Annotated in this window: 12 protein-coding genes; 11 read left to right on the forward strand and 1 reads right to left on the reverse strand. The window is 51.2% G+C overall.

Annotated elements, in window-relative coordinates; translation table 11 throughout:
- Nucleotides 1-285: 285 nt before the first annotated feature.
- The 7 genes from ACGG9R_RS00800 (at nucleotide 286) to ACGG9R_RS00830 (ending at nucleotide 8,032) form a co-directional block, all read left to right on the forward strand.
- Complete coding sequence (locus tag ACGG9R_RS00800) at nucleotides 286-1,641, forward strand: sodium-dependent transporter (protein ID WP_022106136.1); 1,356 nt, start codon at nucleotides 286-288, stop codon at nucleotides 1,639-1,641.
- Nucleotides 1,642-1,863: 222 nt separating this feature from the next.
- Nucleotides 1,864-2,121: a hypothetical protein gene (locus tag ACGG9R_RS00805; protein ID WP_022106135.1), complete on the forward strand. Its 258-nt coding sequence runs from the start codon at nucleotides 1,864-1,866 to the stop codon at nucleotides 2,119-2,121.
- 415 nt (nucleotides 2,122-2,536) lie between these two features.
- A complete protein-coding gene (locus ACGG9R_RS00810; protein ID WP_390150347.1) occupies nucleotides 2,537-3,238 on the forward strand; it encodes a Pr6Pr family membrane protein in 702 nt (233 codons plus the stop codon).
- A 272-nt stretch (nucleotides 3,239-3,510) separates the two neighbouring features.
- Complete coding sequence (locus tag ACGG9R_RS00815; RefSeq protein WP_022106133.1) at nucleotides 3,511-4,275, forward strand: hypothetical protein; 765 nt, start codon at nucleotides 3,511-3,513, stop codon at nucleotides 4,273-4,275.
- An 859-nt stretch (nucleotides 4,276-5,134) separates the two neighbouring features.
- Nucleotides 5,135-6,427, forward strand: coding sequence for an SLC13 family permease (locus tag ACGG9R_RS00820; protein ID WP_390150350.1), 1,293 nt, complete (start codon nucleotides 5,135-5,137; stop codon nucleotides 6,425-6,427).
- Nucleotides 6,428-6,596: 169 nt separating this feature from the next.
- Nucleotides 6,597-6,725: an OadG family protein gene (locus ACGG9R_RS00825; protein WP_055237207.1), complete on the forward strand. Its 129-nt coding sequence runs from the start codon at nucleotides 6,597-6,599 to the stop codon at nucleotides 6,723-6,725.
- Between the two features lie 182 nt (nucleotides 6,726-6,907).
- Nucleotides 6,908-8,032 (forward strand): sodium ion-translocating decarboxylase subunit beta, encoded by a 1,125-nt coding sequence (locus ACGG9R_RS00830; RefSeq protein WP_390150353.1) that lies wholly within the window; start codon nucleotides 6,908-6,910, stop codon nucleotides 8,030-8,032.
- Between the two features lie 686 nt (nucleotides 8,033-8,718).
- Here the strand turns inward: ACGG9R_RS00830 and ACGG9R_RS00835 are convergent.
- Nucleotides 8,719-9,003, reverse strand: coding sequence for a GIY-YIG nuclease family protein (locus ACGG9R_RS00835; protein WP_022106573.1), 285 nt, complete (start codon nucleotides 9,001-9,003; stop codon nucleotides 8,719-8,721).
- Between the two features lie 1,458 nt (nucleotides 9,004-10,461).
- On the opposite strand from ACGG9R_RS00835, the gene ACGG9R_RS00840 reads away from it, so the two are divergent.
- The 4 genes from ACGG9R_RS00840 (at nucleotide 10,462) to ACGG9R_RS00855 (ending at nucleotide 16,136) form a co-directional block, all read left to right on the forward strand.
- A complete protein-coding gene (locus ACGG9R_RS00840) occupies nucleotides 10,462-11,757 on the forward strand; it encodes an SLC13 family permease (RefSeq protein ID WP_390150356.1) in 1,296 nt (431 codons plus the stop codon).
- Nucleotides 11,758-11,864: 107 nt separating this feature from the next.
- Nucleotides 11,865-11,993, forward strand: a complete 129-nt coding sequence (locus ACGG9R_RS00845) for an OadG family protein (RefSeq protein ID WP_055237207.1) — start codon at nucleotides 11,865-11,867, stop codon at nucleotides 11,991-11,993.
- A gap of 255 nt (nucleotides 11,994-12,248) precedes the next feature.
- Entirely contained in the window at nucleotides 12,249-13,373 is a 1,125-nt protein-coding gene (locus tag ACGG9R_RS00850) for a sodium ion-translocating decarboxylase subunit beta (RefSeq protein ID WP_390150353.1), read from the forward strand.
- Between the two features lie 1,467 nt (nucleotides 13,374-14,840).
- On the forward strand, nucleotides 14,841-16,136 hold the full coding sequence (locus ACGG9R_RS00855) for an SLC13 family permease (protein ID WP_390150359.1): 1,296 nt from the start codon (nucleotides 14,841-14,843) through the stop codon (nucleotides 16,134-16,136).
- Nucleotides 16,137-16,211 lie beyond the last annotated feature (75 nt).

Consider the following 16,211-nt stretch of genomic DNA (forward strand, 5'->3'; position numbering starts at 1 on the left):
TTAGGAATGGCGGCAGCAGCTTCGCAGCTCTTTTACCCTGTATCGTCATTTCGAGCGAAGTCGAGAAATCTTTATTGCAGTACGGGAATCAGTACGTATGCGCCATTCTATAAACGATGCTTTGACGCTGCGCTTTTCTGCCATCCCGCACTTACTGTTTATCGGTGTGCAAGAAAGATCCCTCGGCTACGCTCGGGATGACGATGCGGGAGAATCCCTAATCCCTAATCCCTAGTCACTAGTCACCAATCCCTAGTCACTTATCAAAAAATGGAGGAAAGAAGAATGGAAGCAAGAGATAGTTTCAAGTCCCGCTTGGGATTTATTCTGGTCAGCGCCGGCTGCGCCATCGGCATCGGGAATGTCTGGCGTTTCCCGTATGTGACGGGCGAGTACGGCGGGGCCGTCTTTGTCTTATTTTATCTGCTCTTTTTGGTGATCCTCGGGATCCCCGTCGTCACCATGGAGCTGGCTGTCGGCCGTGCGAGCCGCAAGAGCGTGAAGGAAGGCTTCATGAAGCTCGAGCCGCCGGGGACATGGTGGCACCTTCACGGCTGGATCGCACTGGCGGGGAGCTTCGTGCTCATGATCTACTACACCACGATCTCCGGCTGGATGGTGGACTATTTCGTTCGTTTTCTGGACGGCTCCTTTCAGGGGCTTTCGACGAAAGAGGTCGCGGATGTCTTCGGCAGTATGCTGGCAAATCCCACAGAGCTCTTAGGCTTCATGGGGCTCAATGTCCTCATCGGCTTTGCGGTCTGCGCGGGCGGCGTCGCCAAGAGCCTTGAAAAGGTGACGAAGGTGATGATGCTCGGGCTCCTCTTCCTCATCGTCATTCTGGCAGGAAACAGCCTGCTCCTTCCCGGCGCAGAAGAAGGACTTCGTTTCTACCTGCTCCCGGACTGGGACCGCGCGGCAGCCGCCGGTCTTGGCAATGTGGCTTCCGCAGCGATGTTTCAGGCCTTCTTTACACTCTCTGTCGGACAGGGCTCTATGGAGATCTTTGCCAGCTATATGAGCAAGGACAATTCACTCACTGGTGAAGCGGTACGCATCACGATCCTCGACACCTTTGTCGCCATCATGGCAGGCCTCATCATTTTCCCTGCCTGCTTTGCCTTCGGCGTCGCTCCGGCGGAAGGACCGTCCCTTATTTTCGTGGCGCTGCCGAATATTTTCATCAATATGCCGATGGGACAGCTCTGGGGCGGGCTCTTCTTCCTGTTCATGACCTTTGCGAGCTTCTCGACCGTCACGGCGGTCTTTGAAAGTCTCATCGGCAACTGCATGGACAACTTCGGCTGGAGCCGCAAAAAAAGTGTCCTCATCCTGCTCCCGCTCGTTTTCTTCGGCTCCATCCCCTGCGTCCTAGGCTTCAATGTCTGGCAGGACGTCCACCTCTTGGGCGCACGCGGTATCCTCGATACGGAAGACTTCTTCGTCTCGAGCCTTGTCCTTCCCGGCGGCTCTCTCCTCTTCGTCCTCTTCTGCACCACCCGCTATGGCTGGGGCTTCGACAAGTACATGGCGGAGGTCAATATGGGAACCGGCGTGAAGATGCCCCGCTGGGTGAAGCCGTACTTCAAGTACGTGCTGCCGATCCTCATCTTCGGGATCTTGGTTCGGGGACTGCTCTAAAAAAGGATGGCAGACAGTGCGCCTTTCGCAGGGTCTCTCATCTGCCATCCTTCCCTTACTGTCTGTACAAAGGAAATCGGTACTTGTCCGATTTCCTTTTTTCATGCTTCCGCTATTGCGTCTGTGGCATAAATCCTTTAATATATATACTGATATTGTATGTGCGAAAGCAGAGCCGGACATCGGCCCTGCTTCTCAAGGCTTTTGTAAGGAGATGTAAGAATGAGACTTCGTGGGATTTTATTTGCTATCGCCCTCGTATTCGGCGTATGGAATATTTTCAATCAGGGGCTGAACGTCCAGAGCGGGGCGATCCTGCTCATGATCCTGGTGTGCCTTGCGATGAATATCTACAACTACCACCAGAAGCAGAAGGAGAGAGAAGCGGCAGAGAATGCGCTGCGTGAAAAGGAGGAGATCCGCCGCATGCGTGCCGAAGCCCGTCATCGCCAGAGCCGCAAGGGGAGAAAGAAGAAATAATCGGGATACCGTTGGCGTCATGGCGGCGGTATACTCTTGAGGGTTCAGGGTTCAGGGTTCAGGGTTCAGGGTTAGCCCATGGGGCGTGCTGCCCCATGATTACGTTTGAAAGTCTCGTTTGAATGAGAAATTAGAAATGAGAAATGCGAAATGGTGGTGCGGCGCATAAAAATCAGAAGCGCCACGAAGTATAAATAGTGGCGATGCCCACTTGAGACATTAGACGCCAGATGTCAGATCTCTGATGTCTGATATCTCCGTTTTCTTAAATACTTCTTTCGGGCATCGCCTCATAAATATTCGCAGCGAAGCTGCCACCACAACCCTGAACCTACCAACCTGAACCCTGAACCTTACCCCCCTCGTTTTCGCAAAACGAATGACTAGAATAATAACAATGATTTCCTAAGCGCCTATGGCGCTTTTTCCATGCGAGGTGCGTATGCCGATTGCACTGATGTATCGCTGGGCGATCTTCGTCCTCCTGATCGTGGGACTGATCCTTCTCATGAAGCACAAGGTGCTGACGCCCTTTGTATTCTGGTCGAGGATCCAGTACTACACCTTTTCCACCTTCACCCTCTTCGTCTTCTGGCTGGGCGCGACGCTCTTTCAGGTGGACATCCCCTTCCTGTACTCGGCGGACTGCCGCTTCGGCGTGGCAGCAAGCCTTGCGACCCTCTCGCTCATGTATCATCTGATCGTCCGTCCGGGCGCGATCCGGACGCACCGACTGAATGATATCAGCTACGAGCACTTCTCATTTTACAATTACATTTTCCACTACTTCATCCCGATCCTCATGACTGTCGACTATATTTTCTTTGTCGACAAGAGGGACATGCACTGGTACACCATGTTCACCTGGATGATCTATCCTGCGCTCTACGTGCCCTTCGTCTATCTGCGGGCGTGGCTCACCATCGTGACACACGGGACGAGTCATCTGTATCCGTACACCTTCATGGATCCCACGATGCACGGCTTCTTCTCCATCGCCAAAGAGGTGCTGAAGGTCGGCCTGCGCTTCTTCGTCATCGGCATCTTTGTCTACGCCGTGGGCATGGGTCTGTGGCATCTTGGCATTCCGCCGCTCTCGTGGACGTATAACGGGTAAATGATAAGTGAGGAATTAGGAGTGAGGAGTGGAGGAAGGGGCGCACAATTCATAGAGCGCCCCAATCCCCCTTTTTTTATTATAAAACTTCGCGGCGCTTCCAAATTTTTTGCGCCGCACCTTCACTCCTAACTCCTCATTCCTAACTCCTAACTTTATTCGGGTGTTGACTTAAATACCCTTTACGCCCAATCCCTAGCTACTCCCTCTCATTCATGGTATAATGGATTCACCATTTTCATTCATTGCTTTTGCTGGAGGCTTCCTATTTCATGGCAAAGACAGACGCAGCATCGACCAAAGATTTCGTCGATCATTCCTATTTCTACAAACCATATTCCATCGCGGCAGCCATCGGCTTCATTCTCTGGGCTGCCTATGTCTGCTGGACAGGCTACTGGGGCATCATGAAAGGCCGCCTGCCCGTGATCGATATCGGTATGCAGCTTGCGATCCTCTGGTGGCTTTTGGATACCGTCCGCACGAAGACCGTCTATCGGCTCGAAAAGGACCGGCTCTACATGCTGAAAACGGGACTTTGGAGGAAGCAGGAGCTCTCCATCGCCTATGATGACATCTTCGGCGTGCATCATTTCAAAAACCAGCTCATGAAGCCGGTGACCTATCGCTACACCTATCATCAGTATGCGAAGATGGATAACCGTCCCATCTGGTCGCTTCTCTATGATATCGGCAGCACCCAGAAGGTCGGTCGTGTCCTCATGAAAGCCTCCGAAGACTTTTGGAAGGAATTTGAAAAGCGCATGCCGGGCCAGATCCGCATCCCGCAGGAAGAGGTCGTGGCACTCACCTACAAGTCGATCGAAAAGAAACTGCGTGAACAGGGCTACTTCAAAGACCATCCGGAGATGGACTTCGAAGAAGGCATCAAGCAGCTCCGTCAGAAAGGCACGGAAATGGGCGGCCGTGACGACGAGCTGACTGGCGAAGATTTCCACGGAGAAAAGGTGGAAATGAAAAACGGCACACGTACAGATACCATCGAAGCCGCAAAACGCCGCATGGAAAAGAAATAACGGATAACGAGCACCCCCGAGAGCGGGGGTGCTTTTTTGTTGGAAAAACGGATGCGAGGTTAGTTCCTGGGGCGGGGCGTCCTTTGATTGGGGATGAAAGCTCTGTTCGATCGAGAAATTGGAATGAGGAATGAAGGTAGCGGTTTCGCCGTGAGTATATATGGGGCGATGCCCGAAGGTGGTATGTAGTCGCCAGTCACTAGTCACCAGTCACCAGTCACGCGAGACTTCCACCCCCCTAGCGGCTCATCCCTGATTTCCTCCTTCTTTTCTCTATCAAATTTATTTATACCACACAATAAAAAAAGAGGAAAAAACACGATTTCACCGAACTGTATAGTGGGCGATGAAAGAATAAGTGCGGATATACCGAAAAAAAGAGGGCGGGCTTTTATTTATTTCATATAAATAAATAATGCAAAAGAAGCGCAAAAATCAGATAGTATCGGGAACCATTTGACCCCTATGTTCCAAAAATACACGATAGATATCTATCCATAAAAAGGGAGAGGGAAAGAGAAAAGAGGAGAAATGGTGAAGAATCATAGCATATATACCTAAAAACATCGCTATATACTATGTACTTTTGAAAAATGAGAGTCTGCGGGCTACAATAATGACAGGTGCTTGAGAGAATGATCTCTCAAATGTGAGCCCGACCCAGGGGCTGTTGCAAAGGAGGATAGCGGTTGGTTTGGGAAACTCGTTTCGGAAATGAACGAATTCGCTGAAAACAGCACTAATCATTTTCCTTTTACAATTGCATAGTGAATTCATATTCATCTCCGAATATCCTGTGAAGAATTCTAACCGCACCACCAGAGTTTTTTACAAAGCAAAACATAGGAAGGTGAAAATTATGGATCCAGCTATTATCACGCTGTGCGTCCTGGCTGTAGCAGCATTTCTCTTCATCACTGAACTGATTCCGCTGGCTGTTACCGCTATGGCAGCATGTACCATGCTTGGGATTCTCGGCGTACTCCCGTCTAAAGCAGTATATGCAGGTCTTTCCAACTCCACCGTCGTTCTCTTCGGCGGCATGTTCGTCATCGGCGCTGCTATGTTTAAAACCGGCCTTGCTGAAGCCATCGGCATTGCCGTAGTTAAAAAAGCAGGCACCAATGAGATTCCGCTGATGGCAGCTATCATGATCGTTACCATCGTGCTGTCCTCTGTATCCTCCAACACAGGTACAGTCGCATGCCTGATGCCGGTCATCATCGGTATCTGCCAGGCAGCAAAGATCCCTGCTTCCAAGGAACTGATGCCACTGGCTATCGCCGCTAACGTCGGCGGTACCATCACCATGATCGGTACCCCGCCAAACGTTATCGTTACCGGCGCTCTGACCACGGCTGGTCTTCCGACCTTCGGATTCTTCGAATTCGCGGCTATCGGTATCCCGCTCTCCCTTGTCATCACTGTCTACACCCTCTTCATCGGCCGTCACATGATCGCTGCAAAATCTGCCGGCGCCATGGACGAAGAAGCTCTGAAGGCTGCTAAAGAAGAAGCTGGCGGCGGCGGAGATGCTCCGAAGAGCAAAACAAAAATGTGGATCTCCGGTCTTATCCTGATCGGCGTTGTTCTCTGCATGGCTCTCAACCTGAAGACTGTTCCGCTGCACACCGCAGCAGTCACCGGCGCTATCCTCTGCGTTATCACCGGCTGCCTGAAGGAAAAAGAAGCTTACGCTGGCATCGACTGGGTCACCATTTTCCTCTTCGCTGGTATGCTTTCCGTGGCATCTGCTATGGAAAAGACCGGCGCAGGCAAAATGATCGCTGACACCGTCGTAAGCATGATGGGCTCGAACCCGAACCCATACGTCCTGACCGGCGTACTGTTCCTCATCTCCAACGTCCTCACCCAGTTCATGTCGAACACTGCATCCGCAGCACTGCTTGCCCCCATTGGTATTTCTATCGCACAGTCCATCGGCGCTGACCCGAAACCGGTACTGATGGCACTTGGTATTGCCGCATCCTGCGCATTCGCTACCCCGATGGCTACTCCGCCAAACACTCTCGTTCTTGGACCTGGCAACTTCTCCTTCAACGACTATGCTAAAGTCGGTGTACCGATGTGCGTCATTTCTCTCATCGTCTGCCTCGTAGTCATCCCGATCGTATGGCCATTCGGCATGTAAGCTGAGAGATCACTTACAAAAATGGAATTTTTCGCCGCTCCCGCGCAAAGTGGGGGTGGCGGGAAATCTATTTGCGTTTCTGAAGTTTTGAAACACCGCGCGTGACGGTCTCACGCAGAAAACTCTGAAGGATCATCCTTCTTACTCAAAGAAAGGTGGATTTTACTCTATGGAAACTCCGGGCCCGCTTTCGATCTGCCTCACGAACATGGTTATCGTGTTCGGCGTGCTGATTTTCCTGGCTTGCGTCATCCAGCTGATTCACATCGTGGATCCGACCAAAGGCAAGAAGAAATAAGAATTAGATTACTTTAGAGTCAATCAGGGAATGGCAATTCCTCATTGGTTCAGGGGTCAAGGTTCAAGTGACTGCGCATCCCGAACCCAGAACCTAGAACCTTGAACCCTTGACACAAGTCTTGCATCCCAGCTGACTCAGAACCATTACCCCACTCAACTATCCATCTAGGAGGAAACAACATGGACGGCTTTATGAGAGCTCTCGTTTCCGTATGGACCGATTCCGGCTTTGCCCACCTCTCCATCGAAAACGTCATTATGATCGGCGTAGGTCTCGTACTTCTGTACCTCGCCATCGCAAAACAGTATGAACCACTGCTTCTTCTGCCAATCGCATTCGGCGACATCATGGCAAACTTCCCGAACACCGGATTCGAAGACGAAATGGGCGTCATGATGGCCATCGGCTTCGGTATCAAATACGAAATTTTCCCGCCGCTGATTTTCATGGGCGTAGGCGCAATGACCGACTTTGGTCCGCTCATCGCAAACCCGAAGACCATGCTCCTGGGCGCAGCAGCTCAGATCGGCGTATTCGTAGCCCTCGCAGGCGCTATGGTCCTCGGCTTCACTGCACCGCAGGCAGCAGCTATCGGCATCATCGGTGGTGCTGACGGCCCGACCGCTATTTACCTGTCCTCCAAACTGGCTCCGGAACTTCTGGGCGCTATCGCAGTAGCAGCATACTCCTACATGTCCCTGGTACCGCTGATCCAGCCACCGATCATGAAACTCTGCACCACCAAAGAACAGCGTAAGATCAGAATGACCACCCTTCGTCCTGTTACCCACTTCGAAAAGGTCATGTTCCCGATCGTAGTATCCATCGTCGTATCCCTGCTTCTGCCACCGGTAGCAGCACTGATGGGCTGCCTGTGCCTTGGCAACCTGTTTGAAGTATCCGGCGTCACCGGCCGTCTGTCCGACACCGCACAGAACGCACTCTGCAACATCGTCACCATCTTCCTGGCAACCGGCACAGGTCTTACCATGACCGGCGACAAATTCCTCCGTATCCAGACCATCGAGATCATCTGCCTGGGCCTGATCGCATTCGCAGCAGGCACCGCAGGCGGCGTCCTCTTTGGCCAGATCATGAGAATCGCATCCGGCAACAAGGTCAACCCGCTGATCGGCTCCGCAGGCGTATCTGCAGTCCCGATGGCAGCTCGTGTATCTCAGGTCGTAGGCCTGAAAGACAACCCGTCCAACTACCTGCTGATGCAGGCAATGGGCCCGAACGTAGCAGGCGTTATTGGTACTGCAGTAGCAGCAGGCACCATGCTCGCACAGTTTGGCAAATAAGTCTTTCTGACACAAAAAAGCTCCGGCTTCTGCCGGGGCTTTTTTACGTGGTAGGGGGGATGCTCTTATCCAACATATCTTGCAAAGGCTGTGCTTAGAAAGCATTTTTCCCGTATCGTCATCCCGAGCGGAGCCGAGGGATCTTTTTCGTTGGCGGTAAGAGGGAGCGTGTTTGGCAGCGAGAAATGGGAAACACCGTATCGCAGGAAAGGCGGTAGGCGGTGCTTCCCGTAAACGGCTTAGCGAAGGAGTCGTGGAAAAAGGGGACGAAAAAGATTTCTCGCTGCGCTCGAAATGACAGTGTGGGGGAATGGATATCCGCTGTATCGTATAAAGTGTGCGTTGGGAAAATGTTCTTCCTGTATTACCATTTCTCGCTACGCTCGAAATGATCGTGTGGAGAATGAATACCCCGTGCATCATACAAAGAATGTGTGGGAAACGCGTTCTTCCCGTATCGTCATCCCGAGCGGAGCCGAGGGATCTTTTTCGTTGGCGGTAAGAGGGCGAGTGTCCGATAGCGAAAAACGGGAAACGCCGTATCGTGAAAAGGTGGGGGCGGTGCTTCCCGTAAACGGCTTAGCGAAGGAGGAGGGAAAAAGGGGACGAAAAAGATTTCTCGCTGCGCTCGAAATGACAGTGTAGGGAATGGATATGTTTTTCCAGAGATGTCCGATGCACCAAAGTTATGAAAGCCAGTCTGCGGACAAGTCAATCCAATCGGGATTATTCTCTGTGATGAGGTTATTTTTCTTTTGTCTGCCCCACTTTTTGAGCTGCTTTTCTCTCGCAATGGCAGTACGTATATCCGAATAAGGCTCAGCATACATCAATTCATGGACGTGGTACGTTTTGGTAAAACCATCTATCAGCTCATGCTTATGCTCATAAAGGCGTCTGGGAAGATTACTTGTAACGCCGATATATAAGACGGTATGTGCTGCGTTAGTTAAGATGTAGACGTAGTTCATATATGTATCCTCCTGTTGATTGATTTCATTATAAGCGTGATATAAAAGATAAACTAGTAAAAAGGCGGGAAATGGGCATTTCCGTAGATCGGGAAAAGATTGTGTTGAGAAAGCACGTTTCCCGTATCGTCATCCCGAGCGAAGCCGAGGGATCTTTTTCGTTGGCGGCAAGAGGGCGAGTGTCCGATAGCGAAAAACGGGAAACACCGTATCGCAGGAAAGGCGGGGACGGTGCTTCCCGTAAACGGCTTAGCGAAGGAGTCGTGGGAAAAAGGGGACGAAAAAGATTTCTCGCTGCGCTCGAAATGACGGTCTGCGGGATGAATAACCAATGCAAGGTAAAAGAAAAGAGGAAAGCACGTTTCCCGTATCGTCATCCCGAGCGAAGCCGAGGGATCTTTTTCGTTGGCGGTAAGACGGCGAGTGTCTGACAGCAGGGAATGGGAAACACCGTATCGCAGGAAAGGTGGGACGGTGCTTCCCGTAAACGGCTTAGCGAAGGAGTCGTGGGAAAAAGGGGACGAAAAAGATTTCTCGCTGCGCTCGAAATGACGGTCTGCGGGATGAATAACCAATGCAAGGTAAAAGAAAAGAGGAAAGCACGTTTCCCGTATCGTCATCCCGAGCGAAGCCGAGGGATCTTTTTCGTTGGCGGCAAGAGGGCGAGTGTTTGGCAGCGAGAAACGGGAAACGCCGTATCGCGGAAAGACGGTAGGCGGTGCTTCCTATAAAAGGCTTAGCGAAAGAGGAGGGAAAGGGCTCTCCTTCTACTTGAAATGAGGGGGGAATATCCCCGAAAAAAGTGCTAACATATGAAACTGCATACCATTCCTATTTACGAGAGTTATAAAATAATTCTATATAGGAAACGGACTCCATTTATGAAAAATACTATCTATTTTTTAAATCTATATTTCTAACAAAAAAATAAGGGAAAACCTAAAAGGCCAAATGTTATTTCCTTTACTGCTAGAAAGGAATAAATTGCATCAAAAAACAGAGAAAATAATAGAAAATAAAAGTATCAGCGAGAACCGTCATTGCCAATGGAAGAAGCAGGGAAATAGTATCGTCTGATTTGAAAAAATGGGCGGCTGATGAAAGAACATGACCGACGGAATACATAGTATACCTGCCTAAAAAATAACATGTTAGCTATGGATATTTGTGAAATGATACAGATTTTAGTATCATAATACTCGGCGTTCCAATGAGAATATAATTTATTCTCGCACGGAATTATTGTCCGGCTCGGACGAAAGGAGGATAGAGGTAGGAAGAGCAGAGTTTTTCAAAGAGGGTATTATTATAGCATTCATCTTTAGATAGCATGACCCATAATTGAAAGACGAGAAAAGTATCGCTCCATCAGGCGATGCTTTCTGAAAAAGAAATCCGCTGATTTCTTTTCCCATTACGAATTGATTGGCATTACAGAAACACATAGGAAGGTAAATTATGGATCCCGCTATTATTACGCTGTGCGTACTGGGTGTGGCAGCATTCCTGTTCATCACCGAACTGATCCCGCTGGCTGTCACCGCGATGGCAGCATGTACTGCACTGGGCATTCTGGGCGTACTTCCGTCCAAGGCCGTTTATGCAGGTCTTTCCAATTCCACCGTCGTTCTTTTCGGCGGTATGTTCGTTATCGGTGCGGCTATGTTCAAGACCGGTCTGGCAGAAGCCATCGGTGTAGCCGTCGTTAAAAAAGCAGGCACCAACGAGATCCCGCTGATGGCTGCTATCATGGTCGTTACCATCGTGCTGTCCGCTGTATCCTCCAATACAGGTACAGTTGCTTGCCTGATGCCGGTCATCATCGGTATCTGCTCCGTAGCAAAGCTCCCGGCTTCCAAACAGCTGATGCCTCTGGCTATCGCAGCTAACGTCGGCGGCACCATCACCATGATCGGTACCCCGCCAAACGTTATCGTTACCGGCGCGCTGACAACGGCAGGCCTCCCGACCTTCGGCTTCTTCGAATTTGCTTGGATCGGTATCCCGCTCTCCCTCGTTATCACCATCTATACTCTCTTCATCGGCCGTCACATGATCGCTGCAAAATCTGCAGGTGCTATGGATGAAGAAGCCATCAAAGCAGCAAAAGAAGAAGCAGGCGCTTCCGGCGATGACGCTCCGAAGAGCAAGACCAAGATGTGGATTTCCGGTCTCATCCTGATCGGCGTCGTCCTCTGCATGGCTCTGGACCTCAAGACCGTTCCGCTGCACACCGCAGCAGTCACCGGCGCAATCCTGTGCGTAGTCACCGGCTGCCTGAAGGAAAAAGAAGCATATGCTGGTATCGACTGGGTCACCATTTTCCTCTTCGCTGGTATGCTTTCTGTCGCTACCGCTATGGAAAAGACCGGCGCCGGCAAGCTGATCGCTGATAGCGTTGTCAGCATGATGGGCACGAACCCGAACCCATACGTTCTGACCGCAGTTCTCTTCCTGATCTCCAACGTTCTTACCCAGTTCATGTCCAATACCGCATCCGCTGCACTGCTTGCACCGATCGGTATCTCCATTGCGCAGTCCATCGGTGCTGACCCGAAACCGGTACTGATGGCTCTCGGCATCGCTGCTTCCTGCGCATTTGCTACCCCAATGGCTACTCCGCCAAACACCCTCGTTCTCGGACCTGGCGGATTCTCCTTCAACGACTATGCAAAGGTCGGCGTTCCGATGTGCCTTCTGTCCCTCGTGATCTGCCTCGTAGTCATCCCGATCGTTTGGCCATTCGGCATGTAAGAAATGAGTCGGCTCATTCTGCAAAGGCGCTCTCGCTTTTGCAGAATGACGGCTGACATTCTTACTCCTTCTGCAAGAAAAATATATTACAGAAAGGTGGTTTATCTATGGAAACTCCGGGCCCGCTTTCGATCTGCCTCACGAACATGGTTATCGTGTTCGGCGTGCTGATTTTCTTGGCTTGCGTCATCCAGCTGATTCACATCGTGGATCCGACCAAAGGCAAGAAGAAATAAGAAAATATCGTTTTTGAAATGATGCATACTTCTCTCTTCATTCTGCAAATAGGGATTAGTAGTCAGGGATTAGGGATTAGAAAACGGGGGCATCGCCCTTCTTTCTACTCCGCGGCGCTTCATGACTTTTACGCGCCGCACCACCATTCCTAATTCCTCATTCCTAATTTCTCATGATAGACAGAGGTATGAAATCGCAATGACACCAAACAAATACCAACTACCCACTAAACTATCCATCTAGGAGGAAACAACATGGACGGCTTTATGAGAGCTCTCGTTTCCGTATGGACCGATTCCGGCTTTGCCCACCTCTCCATCGAAAACGTCATTATGATCGGCGTAGGCCTCGTACTTCTGTACCTCGCCATCGCAAAACAGTATGAACCACTGCTTCTTCTGCCAATCGCATTCGGCGACATCATGGCAAACTTCCCGAACACCGGATTCGAAGACGAAATGGGCGTCATGATGGCCATCGGCTTCGGTATCAAATACGAAATCTTCCCGCCGCTGATCTTCATGGGCGTAGGCGCTATGACCGACTTTGGTCCGCTTATCGCGAACCCGAAGACCATGCTCCTGGGCGCAGCAGCTCAGATCGGCGTATTCGTAGCCCTCGCAGGCGCTATGGTCCTCGGCTTCACTGCACCGCAGGCAGCAGCTATCGGCATCATCGGTGGCGCTGACGGCCCGACCGCTATTTACCTCTCCTCCAAACTGGCTCCGGAACTTCTGGGCGCTATCGCAGTAGCAGCATACTCCTACATGTCCCTGGTACCGCTGATCCAGCCACCGATCATGAAACTCTGCACCACCAAAGAACAGCGTAAGATCAGAATGACCACCCTTCGTCCTGTTACCCACTTCGAAAAGGTCATGTTCCCGATCGTTGTATCCATCGTCGTATCCCTGCTTCTGCCACCGGTAGCAGCACTGATGGGCTGCCTGTGCCTTGGCAACCTGTTTGAAGTATCCGGCGTCACCGGCCGTCTGTCCGACACCGCACAGAACGCACTCTGCAACATCGTCACCATCTTCCTGGCAACCGGCACAGGTCTTACCATGACCGGCGACAAATTCCTCCGTATCCAGACCATCGAGATCATCTGCCTGGGCCTGATCGCATTCGCAGCAGGCACCGCAGGCGGCGTCCTCTTTGGCCAGATCATGAGAATCGCATCCGGCAACAAGGTCAACCCGCTGATCGGCTCCGCAGGCGTATCTGCAGTCCCGATGGCAGCTCGTGTATCTCAGGTCGTAGGCCTGAAAGACAACCCGTCCAACTACCTGCTGATGCAGGCAATGGGCCCGAACGTAGCAGGCGTTATTGGTACTGCAGTAGCAGCAGGCACCATGCTCGCACAGTTTGGCAAATAAGTCTTTTGACACCAAAAAAGCTCCAGCTTTGGCTGGGGCTTTTTTGGTGTGGGTTTAGGGTTCAGGTTGTCGGGTTCAGGGGGGTGGTGCGGCGCATAAAAAATAGAAGCGCCGCGAATGTTGATGGCGCTTCGCGCGTATCGTTATTACAGGGAAAGTAGATGGGAAGTGTGAGGGAACGGTATTCACGCAACGTCATCCCGAGCGAAGCCGAGGGATCTTTCTTGCACACTGGTATAGCGCTCTATGTGAGACAGCGGAAAATGGGAAACCTTTAGCGAAAGGAGTAAGGAACGACGGCGTGCAAGGAAGATTTCTCGCTGCGCTCGAAATGACGGTATGGGGGGATGGATAACCCACGTCCCGTATAAAGGGTATGTTGGGAAAACGCCACTTCCGCAACGTCATCCCGAGCGAAGTCGAGGGATCTTTTTCGTTGGCGGTAAGAGGGAGCGTGCCCGACAGCGAGAAATGGGAAACACTGTATCGCAGGAAAGGCGGGGACGGTGCTTCCCCTAAAAGGCTTAGCGAAGGAGGAGGGAAAAGGGAAACGAAAAAGATTTCTCGCTACGCTCGAAATGATCGTGTGGAGAATGAATACCCCGTGCATCATACAAAGAATGTGTGGGAAACGCGTTCTTCCCGTATCGTCATCCCGAGCGGAGCCGAGGGATCTTTTTCGTTGGCGGCAAGAGGGCGAGTGTTTGGCAGCGAGAAACGGGAAACGCCGTATCGCGGAAAGACGGTAGGCGGTGCTTCCTATAAAAGGCTTGGCGAAGGAGGAGGGTAAAGGGCTCTCTCGCTCAACCCAAAATGACAGTGTGGGGGGATGATCCCCTCTTATAGAATTTATTTATGCCTTTTTCGCGCGCCTTTTATGATAGATGCAACTAGGAAATGATATCGACGGATCTCTTGAAAAAAATGAGGGGCGGCCTAAAAATGATAGTATGCTATTCTTCACGAATGGGATGCAGCAGATGATGGGGCGAAAAGGAGTGATTTCTAACGTATAAAGACGTATAGGAGAGACGGCGGAGAGGAAGGCGGCATTGATAAAAAAGGAAAGCATAGAAAGCCGCTCCAGATACGAGTCCAGATACGGGCAGAAATGTAAATGCAAATGAGAGATACATAGTATACATACCTAAAACTAGGAATCTTCCATCATGCCCTTGTGCAATAATCGGTGGTCTAGTATCATAGAACACGGCTTTCTCATAAGAATAACATATATTCTTTGTGGGAATTACAGGCTGGCTCAGATGGGAAGGAGGATAGAGGTAGAGGGCCGAGTTTTTCATAGGGTATTGATTATAGCATTCATCTTTAGATAGCATGACCCATAATGGAAAGACAAATGGAGCGCCGAAATATAGAAGCGGCGTTTCCCTGAAAAGAGATCCGCTGATCTCTTTTCTCATCAAGTATTGATAGGTATTACAGAAACACATAGGAAGGTAAATTATGGATCCCGCTATTATTACGCTGTGCGTACTGGGTGTGGCAGCATTCCTGTTCATCACCGAACTGATCCCGCTGGCTGTCACCGCGATGGCAGCATGTACTGCACTGGGCATTCTGGGCGTACTTCCGTCCAAGGCCGTTTATGCAGGTCTTTCCAATTCCACCGTCGTTCTTTTCGGCGGTATGTTCGTTATCGGTGCGGCTATGTTCAAGACCGGTCTGGCAGAAGCCATCGGTGTAGCCGTCGTTAAAAAAGCAGGCACCAACGAGATCCCGCTGATGGCTGCTATCATGGTCGTTACCATCGTGCTGTCCGCTGTATCCTCCAATACAGGTACAGTTGCTTGCCTGATGCCGGTCATCATCGGTATCTGCTCCGTAGCAAAGCTCCCGGCTTCCAAACAGCTGATGCCTCTGGCTATCGCAGCTAACGTCGGCGGCACCATCACCATGATCGGTACCCCGCCAAACGTTATCGTTACCGGCGCGCTGACAACGGCAGGCCTCCCGACCTTCGGCTTCTTCGAATTTGCTTGGATCGGTATCCCGCTCTCCCTCGTTATCACCATCTATACTCTCTTCATCGGCCGTCACATGATCGCTGCAAAATCTGCAGGTGCTATGGATGAAGAAGCCATCAAAGCAGCAAAAGAAGAAGCAGGCGCTTCCGGCGATGACGCTCCGAAGAGCAAGACCAAGATGTGGATTTCCGGTCTCATCCTGATCGGCGTCGTCCTCTGCATGGCTCTGGACCTCAAGACCGTTCCGCTGCACACCGCAGCAGTCACCGGCGCAATCCTGTGCGTAGTCACCGGCTGCCTGAAGGAAAAAGAAGCATATGCTGGTATCGACTGGGTCACCATTTTCCTCTTCGCTGGTATGCTTTCTGTCGCTACCGCTATGGAAAAGACCGGCGCCGGCAAGCTGATCGCTGATAGCGTTGTCAGCATGATGGGCACGAACCCGAACCCATACGTTCTGACCGCAGTCCTCTTCCTGATCTCCAACGTTCTTACCCAGTTCATGTCCAATACCGCATCCGCTGCACTGCTTGCACCGATCGGTATCTCCATTGCGCAGTCCATCGGTGCTGACCCGAAACCGGTACTGATGGCTCTCGGCATCGCTGCTTCCTGCGCATTTGCTACCCCAATGGCTACTCCGCCAAACACCCTCGTTCTCGGACCTGGCGGATTCTCCTTCAACGACTATGCAAAGGTCGGCGTTCCGATGTGCGTGATCTCCCTCATCGTCTGCCTCGTAGTCATCCCGATCGTTTGGCCATTCGGCATGTAAGATCTATAAAAAGCTCCGGCTCCCGCCGGGGCTTTTTTGTTTTGGAGGGACTAGTGACTAGTGGCTAGGGATTAG

The organism is Dialister sp. i34-0019-2H8 (assembly GCF_042846925.1).
Taxonomy (GTDB): Bacteria; Bacillota; Negativicutes; order Veillonellales; family Dialisteraceae; genus Dialister.

Excerpts from the sequence above, each read along its gene's own strand:
- ACGG9R_RS00800 (WP_022106136.1), top strand. The coding sequence starts at position 286 with ATGGAAGCAAGAGATAGTTTCAAGTCCCGCTTGGGATTTATTCTGGTC.
- ACGG9R_RS00805 (WP_022106135.1), top strand. The coding sequence starts at position 1,864 with ATGAGACTTCGTGGGATTTTATTTGCTATCGCCCTCGTATTCGGCGTA.
- ACGG9R_RS00810 (WP_390150347.1), top strand. The coding sequence starts at position 2,537 with ATGGCGCTTTTTCCATGCGAGGTGCGTATGCCGATTGCACTGATGTAT.
- ACGG9R_RS00815 (WP_022106133.1), top strand. The coding sequence starts at position 3,511 with ATGGCAAAGACAGACGCAGCATCGACCAAAGATTTCGTCGATCATTCC.
- ACGG9R_RS00820 (WP_390150350.1), top strand. The coding sequence starts at position 5,135 with ATGGATCCAGCTATTATCACGCTGTGCGTCCTGGCTGTAGCAGCATTT.
- ACGG9R_RS00825 (WP_055237207.1), top strand. The coding sequence starts at position 6,597 with ATGGAAACTCCGGGCCCGCTTTCGATCTGCCTCACGAACATGGTTATC.
- ACGG9R_RS00830 (WP_390150353.1), top strand. The coding sequence starts at position 6,908 with ATGGACGGCTTTATGAGAGCTCTCGTTTCCGTATGGACCGATTCCGGC.
- ACGG9R_RS00835 (WP_022106573.1), bottom strand. The coding sequence starts at position 9,003 with ATGAACTACGTCTACATCTTAACTAACGCAGCACATACCGTCTTATAT.
- ACGG9R_RS00840 (WP_390150356.1), top strand. The coding sequence starts at position 10,462 with ATGGATCCCGCTATTATTACGCTGTGCGTACTGGGTGTGGCAGCATTC.
- ACGG9R_RS00845 (WP_055237207.1), top strand. The coding sequence starts at position 11,865 with ATGGAAACTCCGGGCCCGCTTTCGATCTGCCTCACGAACATGGTTATC.
- ACGG9R_RS00850 (WP_390150353.1), top strand. The coding sequence starts at position 12,249 with ATGGACGGCTTTATGAGAGCTCTCGTTTCCGTATGGACCGATTCCGGC.
- ACGG9R_RS00855 (WP_390150359.1), top strand. The coding sequence starts at position 14,841 with ATGGATCCCGCTATTATTACGCTGTGCGTACTGGGTGTGGCAGCATTC.